The sequence below is a fragment of the Georgenia sp. SYP-B2076 genome, from assembly GCF_003991205.1.
GTDB lineage: Bacteria > Actinomycetota > Actinomycetes > Actinomycetales > Actinomycetaceae > Georgenia.
Genome location: NZ_RXOZ01000022.1, coordinates 213,319 through 228,952 on the forward strand (window position 1 = coordinate 213,319; position 15,634 = coordinate 228,952).

14 protein-coding genes are annotated in these 15,634 nt (G+C 68.7%); 6 read left to right on the plus strand and 8 right to left on the minus strand.

Translation table 11 applies throughout. The features are described from left to right. The first annotated feature begins 57 nt into the window (after positions 1–57). The 3 genes from EJK16_RS10290 (at position 58) to EJK16_RS10300 (ending at position 3,087) form a co-directional block, all read left to right on the plus strand. Positions 58–1,248, plus strand: coding sequence for an acyl-CoA dehydrogenase family protein (locus EJK16_RS10290; protein ID WP_127128962.1), 1,191 nt, complete (start codon positions 58–60; stop codon positions 1,246–1,248). Between the two features lie 15 nt (positions 1,249–1,263). Continuing rightward, positions 1,264–2,172 (plus strand): SMP-30/gluconolactonase/LRE family protein, encoded by a 909-nt coding sequence (locus tag EJK16_RS10295; protein WP_127128964.1) that lies wholly within the window; start codon positions 1,264–1,266, stop codon positions 2,170–2,172. Between the two features lie 78 nt (positions 2,173–2,250). Further along, positions 2,251–3,087, plus strand: coding sequence for an enoyl-CoA hydratase-related protein (locus tag EJK16_RS10300; protein ID WP_205739699.1), 837 nt, complete (start codon positions 2,251–2,253; stop codon positions 3,085–3,087). 15 nt (positions 3,088–3,102) lie between these two features. Here EJK16_RS10300 and EJK16_RS10305 read toward each other — a convergent pair whose 3' ends face one another. Both EJK16_RS10305 and EJK16_RS10310 read right to left on the minus strand, forming a co-directional pair. Continuing rightward, a complete protein-coding gene (locus EJK16_RS10305; RefSeq protein WP_127128968.1) occupies positions 3,103–4,140 on the minus strand; it encodes an LLM class F420-dependent oxidoreductase in 1,038 nt (345 codons plus the stop codon). Positions 4,141–4,195: 55 nt separating this feature from the next. Then, positions 4,196–4,930 (minus strand): thioesterase family protein, encoded by a 735-nt coding sequence (locus EJK16_RS10310; RefSeq protein WP_164737281.1) that lies wholly within the window; start codon positions 4,928–4,930, stop codon positions 4,196–4,198. A 137-nt stretch (positions 4,931–5,067) separates the two neighbouring features. On the opposite strand from EJK16_RS10310, the gene fabG reads away from it, so the two are divergent. After that, positions 5,068–5,823, plus strand: coding sequence for a 3-oxoacyl-ACP reductase FabG (gene fabG, locus EJK16_RS10315; protein WP_240645928.1), 756 nt, complete (start codon positions 5,068–5,070; stop codon positions 5,821–5,823). Between the two features lie 32 nt (positions 5,824–5,855). Continuing rightward, positions 5,856–6,854, plus strand: coding sequence for a phosphotriesterase (locus EJK16_RS10320; RefSeq protein ID WP_205739700.1), 999 nt, complete (start codon positions 5,856–5,858; stop codon positions 6,852–6,854). A 74-nt stretch (positions 6,855–6,928) separates the two neighbouring features. Here the strand turns inward: EJK16_RS10320 and EJK16_RS10325 are convergent, their stop codons facing one another. The 5 genes from EJK16_RS10325 to EJK16_RS10345 form a co-directional block, all read right to left on the minus strand. Continuing rightward, positions 6,929–7,753: an enoyl-CoA hydratase/isomerase family protein gene (locus EJK16_RS10325; protein ID WP_164737282.1), complete on the minus strand. Its 825-nt coding sequence runs from the start codon at positions 7,751–7,753 to the stop codon at positions 6,929–6,931. 42 nt (positions 7,754–7,795) lie between these two features. Next, positions 7,796–8,905: an acyl-CoA dehydrogenase family protein gene (locus tag EJK16_RS10330; protein ID WP_127128976.1), complete on the minus strand. Its 1,110-nt coding sequence runs from the start codon at positions 8,903–8,905 to the stop codon at positions 7,796–7,798. Then, the gene (locus tag EJK16_RS10335; protein ID WP_205739701.1) at positions 8,902–10,116 is read right to left on the minus strand and encodes an acyl-CoA dehydrogenase family protein; all 1,215 of its coding nucleotides are present in this window, start codon (positions 10,114–10,116) and stop codon (positions 8,902–8,904) included. The genes EJK16_RS10330 and EJK16_RS10335 overlap by 4 nt, the downstream gene beginning before the upstream one ends. Before the next feature lie 117 nt (positions 10,117–10,233). After that, positions 10,234–11,037, minus strand: a complete 804-nt coding sequence (locus EJK16_RS10340; RefSeq protein ID WP_127128978.1) for an enoyl-CoA hydratase/isomerase family protein — start codon at positions 11,035–11,037, stop codon at positions 10,234–10,236. Between the two features lie 2 nt (positions 11,038–11,039). Further along, a complete protein-coding gene (locus EJK16_RS10345) occupies positions 11,040–12,053 on the minus strand; it encodes a TIGR03617 family F420-dependent LLM class oxidoreductase (protein ID WP_164737283.1) in 1,014 nt (337 codons plus the stop codon). Between the two features lie 249 nt (positions 12,054–12,302). On the opposite strand from EJK16_RS10345, the gene EJK16_RS10350 reads away from it, so the two are divergent. Beyond that, complete coding sequence (locus tag EJK16_RS10350; RefSeq protein WP_127128982.1) at positions 12,303–13,565, plus strand: acyl-CoA dehydrogenase family protein; 1,263 nt, start codon at positions 12,303–12,305, stop codon at positions 13,563–13,565. 75 nt (positions 13,566–13,640) lie between these two features. Here the strand turns inward: EJK16_RS10350 and EJK16_RS10355 are convergent, their stop codons facing one another. Then, positions 13,641–15,452 carry a sigma-54-dependent Fis family transcriptional regulator gene (locus EJK16_RS10355; RefSeq protein ID WP_127128984.1) on the minus strand — a complete coding sequence of 604 codons (1,812 nt, stop codon included), beginning with the start codon at positions 15,450–15,452 and terminating at the stop codon, positions 13,641–13,643. Between the last annotated feature and the right edge of the window lie 182 nt (positions 15,453–15,634).

Below are 15,634 nucleotides of genomic sequence, written 5' to 3' on the forward strand. Positions count from 1 at the left end.
CGCCCCCACCGACGGGCCAAGCCGCTCGACTCCACGGATTCCAGAAGGGAACCATTCATGACCTCTACCACTGCCGAACTCAGCGTGCCGAAGACAGGTGACGAGGCGCTGGAGTGCGCCAAGCAGCTGGCACCCCTCATCGAGAGCGAGGCCACGAAGGCCGAGGCTGATGCTGCGATCACCCAGCCGGTCATCGACGCCTTCGCCCAGACCCGTTTGCACTCGATCCTCGTCCCATCGGACCTGGGCGGCCTGGGCCTCTCGATCATCGACGAGGTCCGGGTGATCGAGGAGCTGGCACGGGCTGACGCATCCACGGCGTGGTCCTACATGGTGCCGGCGCACAACGCAGGCCTTCTCTGCGGGTTTCTCGAGCCGCGGATGGCGCAGTCGATGTACGCCGCGGGACAGCCGCCGCGCATCGCGGGCCAGCTGCTCCCGAAGGGAACGGCTCCTCGGGTCGACGGCGGATATGTCGTCAACGGCAGGTGGGGTTTCGCCAGCGGGTCGAACTACGCGGACTGGATGGGCGCGGGCTTCCTCGTCGGTGACGCCGACGGCAACCCCATCATCGACGAGAACGGCATGCCCGACGCGCGCATCGCGTTCATGCGGCCGGACGAGGTCGAGCTGCACGACAACTGGAACGTCTGGGGCCTGGCAGCCACGGCGAGCCGCGACTACACCATCCGGGAGCTGTTCGTCCCGGAGGACAGAACCATGCCCTTGACCGCGACGCCCCAGCGCCCCGAGGCCTTCTACCGCATCGGTCCGGTGGGGCTCGGCGTCATCGTGCACGCTCCGGTCGCGCTCGGTACGGCCCAGCGCGCCCTGGAGGAGGTCGCGTCGATCACCGCCAACAAGGTCCGCCCTGGGCAGACGGCGATCGTCGGCGATTCGGATCTGTTCCGGTACGGCTTTGCCGTCCAGGAGGCCAACCTGCGAGCTGCGCGGCTCCTGCTCTACACGGTTCTCGAGGAGATGCTCAGCATTGCCGAGACGTCCGAGCACGTCCTCACCGCTGAGCAGCTCGCGCCGCTGCACCAGGTGGTGAGCTGGAGCCACATCGTCGCCAAGGGTGTCGCGGACTTCGCCCACCTGTGGACGGGAAGCTCCTCCATCCGCGACGGCAGCGCCATGGGCCGCGCCTTCCGCGACATCTCGGCGACGACGCAGCACCTTCTCGTCGAGCCGGCGACCTTGGTGTCCGCCGCCGGCGGGATCCTTCCCAAGTACCAGATCCGATAGCAAAGGAGCATCGCGATGACCGAGTCAACGACGGTAGTCGGGGGTTTCACGACCGTCCTCAAGGACCGGCACTTCCTCGAGGGGCCCCGGTGGCGGGACGGCCGCATCTGGGTGTCCGACTTCCACGCCCACGAGGTGCTCTCCGCCAACGCGGATGGCACAGACGTCCGGGTCGAGGCGGAGCTCAACGACCTCCCCTCCGGTCTGGGCTGGCTGCCCGATGGCCGGCTGCTGGTCGTGTCGATGGCCGACCGCGCGGTGCTCCGGCGTGAGCACTCCGGGGAGCTCGTCGTCCACGCCGACCTGTCGAGCTTCAGCGACGCCGACTTCAACGACATGCTGGTCGACGCCGACGGCAGGGCGTACGTCGGGTCGACCGGGTTCGACTCCAACATCCCCGAGCCCGTGCGGACCGCACCCGTCGTCCTGATCCAGCCCGACGGCTCAGCGAGCATCGCTGCCGACGACCTCTACATGCCGAACGGGATGACGATGGTCACCGACGGCGTCCTCGTCGTCGCAGAGACCCTGGGGAACCGCCTCAGTGCCTTCGACGTCGCTGCGGACGGCACGCTCGGCCCGCGCCGCGACTGGGCGCGGTTCGGTAGCCCCCCGGTGAGCGACGACCTCATGGAGGTCATGCCCGGCGTGGTGGTGGGGTCCGATGGCATCGTCTCGGACTCCGAAGGAGCCATCTGGGTCGCCGACGCGCTCAAGCCGCGGGTCATCCGGGTCGCCGAGGGCGGTGAGATCCTCCAGGAGATCTCGACCGAGGCGCTCGGGATGGGCGCCTACTCGTGCACGCTCGGCGGGCCGGACGGGCGGACGCTGTTCATCTGCGCTGCGCCGGACTTCTACTACGCGGCCCGTGCTGCTGCAGCCGAAGCCGTGCTGTTGTCGGTGACCGTGGACGTGCCGGCCTGATCCGGACCGACGGGCTTGCCTGGTGGACTACCCACCAGGCAAGCCCGTTGCCATATCCGCACGATGACGAGGGGCAGGATGACCTTCGACCTGAGCATCGACGACGGGATCGCCGTCGTCACGCTGCGTCGGCCGGAGCAGCTGAACACGCTGACCCGAGCAACGACGCTCGAGCTGGCGGCCGTGTTCGACGAGACCGATCGCGACGACACGGTCCGCGCGGTCGTCGTCACCGGCCGGGGGCGGGCGTTCTGCGCGGGAGCGGACCTGGCGGCCATGGCCTCCGGGGGCGGAGTGGCGGAGGCGAACGAGACCCGCGACTTCGGCGGCATCCTCACGATGCGCATCTTCGAGAGCGTCAAGCCGGTCATCGCCGCAGTGAACGGCGTCGCCGCAGGCATGGGCGCGACGATGCAGCTGCCGATGGACTTCCGGCTCGCGTCCACCGACGCGCGCTTCGGCTTCGTGTTCGCCCGGCGGGGGCTCATGCCGGAGTCCGCGTCGTCGTGGTTCCTGCCGAGGCTCGTTGGACCCTCGAAGGCCCTCGAGTGGCTGTACTCGGGGCGAGTCTTCTCGGCTCAGGAGGCGTTGGACGCCGGCCTGGTGCACTCCTTGTACGAGCCCTCGGAACTTCTTGACGCCGCCGTCGCCCTCGGTCATGCGCTGACCGATCGGTCGGCACCGGTTTCCGTCGCTCTGACTCGACGAATGGTCTGGCGGATGATGACGGCCGACCACCCGATGGTCGCCCATCTCATGGAAAGCTCGCTGCTACCGGATCGCGCCCTCTCCGCAGATACTGCCGAGGGCATGGAGGCGTTCCTCACCAAGCGTGAGCCGGTCTGGCGGGACAAGGTGTCGGACGGGCTGCCGCCGATCGCGCGGAACCTCGGCAGTTTCGCGTCGACGCTGTAGTGCGTCCCGGGCGGTCTACGGCAGCCAGCTCTTCACCTTGGAGAGCAGCTCCGGGTCGTCGACGAGCGGGTTGGCGTTGAGGATCGTCACGCCGGCCTCGTCGTAGGCGGCGATACGCTCTCGGATGAAGGCCTCCGACCCGACCAGGTTGGCGTTCTCCAGGACCGTGAGCGGGATCGCGGCCTCGGCCTGCGCCTTCTTGCCGTCGAGGAACAGGTCCTGAATCAGCCGTGCCTCGTCGGCATAACCGTAGGAGACGAAGAGGTCGTTGTAGAAGTTCTTCGTCCGGGCACCCATTCCACCGATGTACAGCGCCAACTGCGCACGGCTCCGGTCGAGCATCCGGACCCGTTCTTCCCCCTCGGCCACTGCCAGGAAGCCACCGGCCGCGATGGCAAGGGGCCCCAGTCCCGGATCGCGCTTGGCGAGCCCCTTCGCGAGCGGCTCCCTGTAGGCCTCGGCGGCACGTTCGGGGATGAAGAACGCCGGCAGCCAGCCGTCAGCGAGCTCGGCCGTCATCGCCACGCTCGCGTTGGTGACCGACGCGAGGAAGATCGGAAGGGTCGGCCGCTCAGGGTGGTTGATCAGCTTGAGAGGCTTTCCGAGCCCTGTGCCCTGCTCCTCGGGGAGCGGGATCGTGACCGTCGCCCCGGCATGAACGAGTGGCTCATCGCGCCGCAACACCTTGCGGATGACCTCGACCGTGTCGCGGACCCGCGAGAGAGGCCTGGTGTACGGGACGCCATGGAAACCCTCGACGACCTGGGGACCCGAGGCACCCAGCCCGAGGATCGCCCGCCCTCCCGAGACGTTGTCCAGGCCGGCAGCGGTTTGAGCCATGGCGGAGGGCGTGCGGGAGAAGACGTTCATGATGTCCGAACCGACCTGCAGCCGCTCGGTCTTCGCCGCCAGGTATCCCATCATCGTGGGAGCATCGAACCCCCAGGCCTCGGAGACCCACATGACGTCGACCCCGGCGCGTTCCCGCACCGACGCCAGGGCGGCAGAGGTGGTCGGATCACCCGCGTAGTCGAGGTTGTTGCCCAGCTGCATGTCAACGCTCCTTGTGTCGTGACTTCGGTCGAGGGAGCGCGGGTTGGGGCCGCGATCATCGGCTCACGTACGCCTGGATCCTGCCCCGCTCGCCCGCAGTGAGAGGTCGTGAGGACCCCAACTCACGGTCGAAACCGGCGACCACCGCACGACTGCGGGCGTAGACGGCGTGCGCGTCGCCGAGCTCACCGGCGAACGTGACCGACGAGCTGCCCACTGCCTCGACCCACGTCCGCACGGTGTACGGGTCGGGGGTCCACACAAGCGGTTCACCGAACCAGCATGCGCTGTGCACGACGACGGTGTGCCTCGACGGCTCGGGCACCTCCGCGAGCCGCTGCAGGCGCGCGCGCGCCTCCTGGAAGAAGGTGAAGACACCGGAGGGAGGGATCTGACGGTCGGGACCGATGTCGCTCGGCCTGACGACATGAGACGTCGCCATGCCACCTCGGCCCCAAGCGCGTTCGAACCGCCCCGGCGAGCCCAGCTCGGTCCGGACCCTGGCCGCGATCTGCTCCCCCTCGGCACCGGCGGTGAGCATCTCCTGCTCGACGACGCCGTCGCCGAGCGTCGACACGACGCGGACCATCTCGTGGTCCAGGTCCACGGGACGCACGTAGTCCACGTGCATGGCGACGGGGGACAATTCCGGGCGAAGCATCCCCTCGCTCCTCATCACCGCCAGCGCATCCGTCGCGAACTCGGTGTACACCACGTTCGTGACGTGCTCGAGGAAATCCAGGTCACGCCACCGGATCGGAATCTCGTAGGTGTGCGTCGATGGTGTCACTCCCCCAGCATCGCAATGGACCAACCCTTTGCGTCCGCGGTGTTTCAGGATGGGACGACGGGCCATCACGCCCTATTCGCGTGGTTAACCTGCACATGGGTTTTCCCACGTGTGTGCCGTCGTCGAAGGGACGTGCCTTGACTCAGAACCGAACTGCGATCGTCACCGGCGGGGCCAGAGGCATCGGTGCCGCTGTGTGCCGGAGGCTGGTCCACGATGGACTGCGTGTTGCCGTCCTCGACATCGACGAGGCGGCGTGCGCCAGGCTCGTCGACGAGCTCGACGGCCAGGGCGCACAGATGCTCGCCGTGGGAGTCGACGTGAGCGACGAGGCGGCCGTTGAGGACGCCGTGGCGCGCGTCGCGGACGAGCTGGGCCCCCCGACCGTCGTCGTCAACAACGCGGGTATTCTGCGCGACAACCTGCTGCACAAGATGTCGGTCGCCGACTGGGACGCGGTCATGAACGTGCACCTGCGCGGCGCCTTCCTCATCACCCGGGCAGCGCAGCGCTACATGGTCGAGGCGCGGTTCGGTCGGATCGTCAACATGTCGAGCATCGGCGCGCTCGGTAACCGTGGGCAGTCGAACTACTCGGCCGCAAAGGCGGGGCTTCAGGGACTGGCGAAGACCTGGGCGATCGAGCTGGGCAAGTTCGGCGTGACGGCCAACGCCATCGGACCGGGGTTCATCGAGAGCGACATGACGCGCATCACGGCCGAGCGCATGGGCATCTCGTTCGAGGAGCTCAAGGCAGCCGGGGCGAAGGAGATCCCGGTTCGGCGGGTCGGGCAGCCAGACGACATCGCACACACGGTCTCCTTCCTCGTCAGCGAGGCCGCCGGGTTCGTCTCCGGTCAGGTGCTGTACGTATCCGGCGGACCGGCCGGCTGATGCGACCACAACCACACGTGGAGACATCCGCCGTGTTGCTCCCGACCGCGTCCGGCTCCCCGGTCGCCTCGACCGATCTAGGGTTCGTGCTTCCGCACGAGCACATCTTCACGCTGAGTCCCGAGATCAACCAGAACTTCCCAGCGACGTGGGGCGACGAGGACACGCGCATCGCCGCGGCCGTGGACAAGCTGGTCGCGGCGAAGAACGCGGGTGTCGACACCATCGTGGACCTCACGGTGATCGGCCTGGGCAGGTTCATCCCGAGGATCCAGCGGGTGGCGGCCGAGGTCGACATCAACATCCTCGTCGCCACGGGGGTCTACGCGTGGTCCAGCCTCCCCATGCACTTCGCGATCACCGGCCCCGGGACCACCTTCGGGGGACCCGAGTTCATCGATGACCTGCTCGTCCGGGAGATCGAGGACGGAATCGCCGACACCGGCATCCGGCCAGCGGTGCTCAAGTGCGCCATCGGACCACCGGGCCCCAATGCCGACGTGACCCGTGTGCTCCGGGCCACCGCTTCGGCTCACCGCCGAACCGGCGTGCCGATCGTGGTCCACACGCATGAGATCCCGAACGCCGTCGACGCCCAGCGGATCCTCGAGGCCGAGGGTGTCGACCTCTCCCGCGTCATGCTCAGCCATCTCGACGGGGTCCTGCTCCACGACGAGGATCTCGACTACGTCGAGTCGCTCGTCGACCGCGGCTCGTGGATCGCGGTGGACCAGATCGGGATTCCCTGGGTCGAGGACGCGGACGAGAAGCGGATGGACGCCATTGCGGAGCTCGTCCGCCGGGGACACTCCGACCGGATCCTCCTCTCGCACGACAGCCACGCCTTCTCGGACATGGTGCCCGCTGCCATGCTGTCTGGTGAGCTGGCGCCGAACTGGAAGTACACGACAGTCGCCGAGATCATCGTGCCCGGGCTTCGGGAACGAGGCGTGTCCGACGAGGCGATCTCCACGATGACTCGCGACAACCCGCGCCGGCTGCTCGAGACGACGGGCGCCGGACCCTACTGATCCGGCGCGGAGTACGACCGTTTGCCAGCACCCTCGCTCGGAGGGCGACGATGCCCGCTGCGCGTGGCCTCGCGCTAGCTGGGCGATCCGGACGGCGTGGCCCTACGGATCCGACCGTCGGCGTCGAGCATGAGCCCGACGCTGGTGAGGTAGCGACGAAAGTGGACCATCCGGTCCGGCGCGTGGAGGGTGCTCGCGTGGGACACCGGCTCGTGCTCGAAGAGCGCCTCCGTCATGGGCCGGTGGCCGGCATTGACGATCATGTCGCGTGCCCGCGAGACGGCGAGGGGCGAGGAGTCCGCGATGGCTCGGGCCATCGCCATCGCACGTCCGACCGGATCGTCATCCACCACGGTCAGCAGGCCGGCCGCTGCCGCCTCGGACGCCTCCATCCATCGTCCGGTGAGGACGAGATCGAGCGCGCGAGACGTCCCGACGATCTGGGGCAGGGTCACGGTGATCCCCACGTCCGGGGTCAGACCGAGGGCGACATACGGGATGCGGAAGCGAGACGTCGGCGATCCCACGCGAAGGTCGCAGGCGGCGGCGATCCCGACGCCGCCGCCGATCGCGACGCCGTCGATCGCCGCGATCGACGGGACGGGGGCGTCTCGTAGGAGCGCGGGGAAGCGGTTGACCCGTTCGATCAGCGCGATGGTCTCGGGCTCCGTGGAGCGCGAGAAGCCGTCGCTGTCCAGCTCCGCTCCCCCACAGAACGTCCCGTCCGCTCCGGTGATGACGATGACGCGTACATCGGCGCGACCGGTGAGCTCCTCGGTCACCCGCGGCAGGTCGTCACCGAACGTCAGGTGCGAGAGCGCGTTCTGACGCCGCGGGTTGTTCAGGGTGATGACGGCGACGCCGTCGTCGATCTCGACGATCAGCTGCTCGTACCTCACGGCTATCGCGACCTCCGTCGACATGGACCCCGAAGGGCGGGGCTAGGCGTTCAGGCCAAGGAGAGCCGCGAGCCGCTCGCGGTGCCCGTAGGGATTGCCGAGGAGCGCTTCGGCGCCTCGTGCACGTCGGTAGAAGAGGTGGGCGTCGTGCTCCCACGTGTAGCCGATCCCGCCGAGCAGACGCAGCCCCTCCGTGGCGACTGTGACCGAGGCCGGGCCGACGAACGCAGCCACGGACACGGCGGCGAGACTGCGCGCCGCGGCTGGGCCGTCGAAGGCGAGCACCGCGGCATCGAGCATCGCTCGCGACTGCTCGAAGAGACAGGCGAACTCGGCGAGCTGGTGCTTCACCGCCTGGAAGGACCCGATCTCGCGGCCGAACGCTGTCCGTTCCAGGGCGTAAGCCACGTCGCGATCGAGGACCTCCCGCAGCAGTCCGAGCTGCTCTGCGCCGACCAGGACGCTCGCCAGGTCGAGGAGCTCGACGACGTCGTCGTCATCGAGTGGGACCGTCCGCGCGGACGCTCCCGACAGCGTGACCGTGCTCATCGGGGTGGTGAGGTCGAGCGCATCGAGCTGCTCGACGTCCACCTCGGCGGCCGCGAGGTCCACCACCGCCAGCCGCCACTGGGAAGGAGCCCCGATCAGCAGCACCAGGACGTGGCTCCCAGCGGCGTGCGCGACTGCGGGGACCGTCCCGTCGAGGACGACCTCGTCACCGGGCCCCGCCATCGAAACCAGCCCTGAGGGGTCCACCGTGCCCTCGAGCGTCACCTGCGGCAGGGCAGTCGTCACCACGATGCTTCCGTCGAGGAGCCCGGCGATCTCTGGCCCGAACCGCTGCGCCCCGTGCCAGGACAGCGCGAAGGCCGCCAGCGTCGAGCCGAGGTAGGGCCCCGGGAGCAGTGCGGCGCCGAGCTCCTCGTGCGCGACGACAGCCACGGCGACGTCCGCGCCCGAGCCGCCGAGGTCCTCCGGCACGAGCAGACCCTGGAGGCCGAGCTGCTCCGCAGCACGTGCCCAGGCGACGGCGTCGACCCCGTCCGAGGACGAGAAGCTCTCTCGCACACGGTCGCTCGTGGCGTGTGAACGGACGAACGCCTTGACGGCATCGCGGTAGGCGGTGAGCTCCTCGGCGAGCACTGCGCTCATCGGGCGACGTCCTTCCTGCGTGAGTCGAGATCACTGAACGGTGTGTGGAGATCCGGTTGCGGCTCCCGAGGGAGACCCAGGACGCGCTCACCGATGATCGACAGCTGGATCTCGTTGGTCCCGCCCCCGATCGGCAGGGCGAAGGACCGCAGCGTGGCGTCGGTCCTCCGAGGTGAGGCACCCGCATCGAAGTCAGCCGCAGGTCCGATGAGCCGCGTCGTCAGCCCGGCTGCCGCCACCTCGCGGCGCGCCTTGAGGAGCTTGCCGATCGAGCCGCGGGCACCGGGATCGATGCCGGAGTCGTACTCCCGGGAGAGCCGCTCGTTGAAGACGTTGACCGAGCGCTCGAGCAGGTAGAGGTCCACGAGGCTCTCCCGTGCCCCACTGCTGCGCAGCGTGCCTGCGCCGCGTGCGGCCTCGACCAGGCCGTGGAAGGAGAGCGGGCCCGACGCGCCACCCTCGATTCCCGACCCTCCACCGGAGACGGCGAGGCGCTCGAACGACAGGAGGAGCCGGGCGGCTTCCCACCCCTTGTCGATCTCACCGACGACGGCGTCCAGGCCGACCTGCACGTCGTCCAGGAACACCTCGTTGAAGTGGGCTTGCCCCGACATGTCGCGCAGCGGGCGGACGACGACCCCGGGGGCCTTCATGTCCACGATGAACATCGTGATTCCCCGATGCTTGGGAACATCCGGGTCGGTTCGCGCCAAGAGGATGCCAAAGTCGCAGAAGTGGGCCCCGGTGGTCCAGACCTTCTGCCCGGTGATGGCATACCCGTCACCGGAACGCACCGCCCGGGTCCGCAGAGCCGCTACGTCGGACCCCGCCGCAGGCTCCGAGAACAGCTGGCACCAGATCTCCGTGCCCTCCAGCAGCGGCGGGAGGTAGCGCGTGCGCTGAGCCTCGGTCCCCAGAGCGAGGATGATGGGCCCGCACATGCCCAGGCCGATGTCGTAGATACCCATCGGCACCGGCACCTTGCTCGCCTCCTCGCGCCAGATCTGCTGGTGGCTCGGGCCGAGCCCTTGCCCGCCATAGGCTCGCGGGACCTCGAGGCCGGCGAGCCCGGCGTCGAAGAGCTTCTTGGTGAAACGCTTCGAGCGTTCCACGGCTTCATCGCCGGTGGCGAGGGTCACCGGCGGCACGTTCTGTGCCAGCCACTCCCGTACATGCGTGCGGAACTCCTCGACATCGCGGAAGTCGGACACGCACATCACCTCCATCAGTGTTCTCGGTGCGTCCGTACGTCGTCCGTCCGCTGGCAGTTCGACAGTAGGCGGTACCCGCAGCCTCCGACCCCGTGTGCACTGAAGTGCGACATGCCCTCAGGCGTCGGCGAGCGGTGGGCCGGGCGGGTCGGCGTGCGTCTCCGTGCGGTTCCGCGCGACCACCGCGCTTCGTCTCGGTGCCCACTGCGAGGAGTCGAAGGCCTCGGCAAACTGCCGTGCCCGGACCCGTTCGAGCTCGAGCGCGTCACTGTGCCCGACGTCCAGCCCGGAGTCGATGAGATCTCGGACTGCGGCGACGGTCGCGCGATCGTTGGCGGCGATCGTCCGGGCGAGCTCCAGCGCTGAATCGACGGCAGGCTCGGGCACGATCCTGTTGAGCAGTCCCCATCGTTCGGCCTCCTCGGCGAAGACGATCCGTCCGCTCAGGGAGATCTCCTTGGCGCGTCCCACCCCGACCACCCGGGGCAGCGTCGCCGACGCACCACCGCCCGGGGGCACGCCCACCCGCACGTGCGTATCGGCCAGGAGCGCGCCGGACGAGCCCAGTCGCATGTCGCACGCGAGGGCCAGCTCGAGGCCGCCCGTGATCGCGGGCCCGTCCACCGCCGCGATGGTCGGGTAAGGAAGCCCGCGCACAGCCTCGCAGAACGAGCCGTCGAGCCGGAGGTCGCCGCTGCCCAGCGCCTCGAGATCGAGTCCGGCGCAGAATGCGCCCCCCGCGCCCGTGATCACGACGGCGCGCACGTCAGGGTCGTCGGCGATCTCCGCGCAGACCTCGCGCATCAGGTCCATGACTTCCTGTGTCAACGCGTTCTTGCGCTCGGGCCGGTTGAGGCGGATGACCACCACGTCGGCCCGCTGCTCGACCTCGACGACACCACCGGAACGGGTCCTGACCATGGTCAGCCCACCGTCGTCGCGGCGCGGTCGAAGCCGGCACGGATCCGCCTGTAGCACTCCGGCCCGAGCTCGTCGAGCGACTGCAGGACTGCGACCTCGTCGGCGAGGCCCTCGAATCGGCGCACCATCTCGCGCCCCACGTCCTCCGGCGGTCCGCAGACGGCGTAGGTGTCGAGCACCTCGTCATCGACCAGCGCCGTCATCGTGGACCACTGCCGCTCCCGGGCCAAGGCCGACAGCTTCTCCCCGAGCGACTCCCAGCCGTGGACCTCGAGCACCGGCCGGTATGCCGGGGTCGATGCGTAGAACGCGACCTGCTGACGTGCGCGCTCGCGGGCGGCGTCGAGGCCTGAGGGATCGGCGCTGGTTCCCATGAGCACCGGGATCACCACTGAGATCGAGTCCCGGTCACGGTCACGGACCAGTTCGGGGATCACGTGGTCCCGGACATAGGTGGGAGATCCGAAACCGTGCACGAGGAAGCCGTCGGCGATCCGACCGGCAAGACGACACATCTGCCGGTTGACCCCACCGAGGTAGACGGGCGGTGCCGCGCCGCCGGCCTCGGCCTGGAAAATCGGGGCCGTGAGGTCGAGGTTGAACGTCTCGCTCTCGAACGCGAGCGGCCCCCCGTCGGTCCAGTGCCGCCAGATCGCGCGCAGTGCTCCCACGTAGTCACGGGTGTATCCCACCGGGGACTCCCACCTGCCGCCGAACCGTCGCTCGACGTGCGCCCTCACCTGGGTACCCAGACCGAGGACGAATCGCTGGCCGGACATCTGGTGGAGGTCCCAGGCGACCTGGGCGGTCGCCCACGGCGTGCGAGCAAAGGAGATCGCCAGGGAGGTGCCGATGGACAGGACGTCGGAGCGGTCCGCCACCAGCGCGAGAGGGAGGAACGGGTCGTGCGCCAGCTCGGAGGTCCAGAGCCGATCGAGGCCGACGTCCTCCGCCCACGACACGTTCTGGGCGATCGTGCGCACGGGGCCTTGTCCCAGATATCCGGTGAGTTTCACGCCTGTTCCCTCCGCGACCTGCCGCCGGCACAAAGACTGTCGTCCTCGACCCGGCCTCGACAGCGCACGGTAGGCCCCGTCGGGCGGCGGGACGGCTCTGGTCGCGAATTGCGACATCCGTGACGCGCACGTCGCCGAGAACGCGTCGCGCACCGGTGTCGCAGTGTGAAACAAGGGGGGCCCGACACCGCGACGGGCTGGCTAACTTCGCATCAACAAGCATCACTACGTTGATACCCGAGGTACGCCGTGGCCATCACCAGTGCAGACATCGACCAGACGACGACCGCCGACGAGGACGCAATCCTCGAAGGATTGATGAGCTTCATCGACAAGACGGTCCTCCCCATCCAGGCGGAGGTGCAGGCGTACTTCAACGACATCCGGCTGTACTTCGACAACGACGGCAAGGAAGCGATTGCCGTCTCGGAGGCGCGTCGACGGGTTCGTCGGGCGTCCGCTCAGGCCGGGTACTACAACATCTTCACGCCGACCGAGCTCGGCGGCGAGGGCATGAGCATGCGCTTCTTCGTGCGCGTGACCGAGGCCCTGTATGAGAAGTACGGCCCGAGCGAGCCCCAGGAGCTGCTGGCCTACGACGCGCTGGCGAACGTGTTCACCGGGGCAGGCCCGATCTGGAACCATGCGTCGGACGAGCTCAAGGCGATCGCGCTGCCGAAGGTTCTGGCCGGGGAGTGGCAAGGCTCCTTCGGCATGTCCGAGCCCGACGCTGGGTCCGATCTGTGGAGCATGCGCACGACCGCCGTCCGCGACGGCGACCACTGGGTCATCAACGGTGGCAAGCAGTGGACGTCGTGGGTCGCCCACGCGGACTACCTGTTCGTCTTCGCCATCACGGACCCGGAGAAGTTCGCCGCGCGCAAGGGCGGGATCAGCTGCTTCTTCGTTCCCACCGACACCCCTGGCTACAAGCTGGAGTCGACGATCCGGCTGTTCCAGGACGCCGGCGGCAACGAGGGCATCACCTCCTACACCGACGTCCGCGTCCCCGACGCCTACCGGATCGGCGACGAGGGCGACGGCCTCGCCATGGGGTTCCTCACACTGACGACGACCCGCCTGTGGGTTGTCGCGCGCGGGATCGGCGAGGGCAGGTGGGCGTTCAACAAGTGCCGCGACTACTCCCAGGTGCGCAAGACGTTCGGAAAGACGATCTCGCAGCACCAGTCGGTGCAGAACCTCCTCGCCGACATGGCGACCGAACTCTACGCCGCACACAGCATGACGATGAACTGCGCCGCTCGCGCCGACGCCGGCGACGATGTCCGGCTGGAGACGCACATCGTCAAGTACTTCGGGACGAACGCGTGCACCCGGGTGTTCGACAACGCGATCCAGCTGCACGGCGGCATGGGGGTGACGGCGGAGACCAAGATGGTCGACGGCTGGCGTTACTCGCGGATCTGCCGGATCACCGAGGGCACCGACCAGATCATGCAGCGCTCGATCGCTGCACACACGTTGCGTGAGGGTCTGCCGTCCTGGAGCTGAACCCGCTCAGGAAGGTCCCCCCTTCCTCAACCGAACCGGTTGAGGAAGGGGGGACCTTCTTGTGTCCCGGCTGGCTCAGTAAGCGGTGTGGTCGAGGTCGAACCCCAGGGCCCGAACCTTGCGGTAGAGGGTCGACCGGGCGATCCCGAGGTTGGCGGCCGCGAGCTTCTTGTTGCCGTCGGCCGCCTTCATGGCCGCGACGATCGCCTGCGCCTCGAGTCGCTCGAGCGTTGACAGGTCCCGACGGGTCGCCCCGGCCAGGACGTCGGACGGGAGGTGCTCGCGTCGGATGTACGGTCCGACGTGTCGACTGAGCATGGTGTTCACCAGGCTCTCCAGCGACCGCAGGTTGCCCGACCAGCCGATCCTGCTCAGCACCTGAACCGCCTCCCGGGTCCAGACCGGGCGGTTCCACAACGTCGCCCTCGATGCAGTGATGGCGTCGAGAAGCAGCGGGATGTCACCGAGCCGCTCCCGCACCGGTGGTACGCGAACCGACGTCCCGGGCCAGCCCGAGAACGACTCCATGAACTCCGGGTCGAGCGTGTCAGCGAAGTCGTGAGGTCCGCTCGCCAGCACGTGCGGAGCGCCGTCGCCCATCGACCGGACCGCCTCCGCCGTCGCCACCAGCAGGGGACGGGGCAGCAGCAGCACGTTGTCGAGCACGACGTAGTCCAGGTCGGACGTCAGTGCCGGGATGAGCCGCGACAGCCAGGTCGCGTGCGCATCCGGATCAGGGCTCGCACCGTCGAGCGTGAGCGTCCTCGCGTCGGCCGTGAGGCGTTTGAGGATCGTCGTCTTCCCGACGCCGGGCTCACCGACGAGGAGTACCGACCGGTCGCTGGCCAAGCCGTCGCGCAGCTGGTGCCGGAACGTCCGCCACGCGAGGCTGGTGCCAGGCATGTCGTCGAGCACCGGCGCCGGCGCCGGCGCCGGCGCACGACTTGACCGCCCGGGCGATGCGCTCCCGAGCTGGGGGACATCGAGGCGGAGCATCGCGCCCACAGCGCGGTCACCGTTGAGGACTGGCTGGCAGGTGACCTTGATGTGCCCCTCACGCTCGGTGCTCGCGAGCGACAGGACACTCTCCCGCCTGGATCGGATCACGTCGCTCGCGGCGTCCCAGAGCAGACCGCGGTCAAGGCCGTCCATCAGACGGGCGGCCGCCGCGTTGCCGATCATCGTGTGGTCGTTGAGGCACACCACTGGTTGCCGGCGGTCGCGCTTGACCGCTAGGTACACATCGAGCAGGTGCCGCTCGTCCTCGGTGCTCGCGTTGAGCATCTCGCGCTCGATCAGCGCGCCGACCTCCTTGATCCACTGGAGCATGATGGGTGAGGAGTCAGCGATGTCGCAGCTGATGTTGAGGGTCCCAGCACATCGCTGGGTGAGAGGGTGGCGGATCGGCACGCTCGCCGAGGACATCCGGTAGCCCTTGTCCGTGTACTGCTCCCAGCCCCTGACGAAGGTCCCCTGCCCGGTTTCCAGGGCGATTCCCACGCTCGCCGTACCGATCGCGTTCTCGGCGATGCTGAACCCTGGCAGCACCGACCGCACGCGCAGCCTGTGCGCGAAGCCTTCCCCGGTCGTCCAGCTCTCCAGCACGACGCCCTCGCTGTTGGTGAGCGTGAGTCCGCACTCGAGGTCGACCAGCCAGTCCAACCGCGACTCGATGACCGGCCGAGCCACCCGCGTGAGCTGGTTGTCATGCTCGATGGTGGCGACAGCCACCGGTCGGACGGAGCCAGGATCCAGGCCGTACAGCAGTGATCTCTTCCACGAGTCCACGATGACTGGACGGACCACCTCGGGGGGAGGGACCAGCCCTTCGCCGAAGAAGGACTCCCGGGCCCTCCTGACGCGGTCCAACACCTCGATGTCCACCATCGCTCACGCTCCTTCGCCATGACTGCAAGTGGGTGCCGACCTGCGCGCCGACACCGTCGTCGCATGCGCTGGTCGCTCCGATGGTGACACGGGCCACACGCAACCGGGTGTCCCATCCTGGGACACCCGGTGGGGCTCGTCGGACACGGCCAGCTGCGTCACGGCCGCAGACGTGCGCCGGC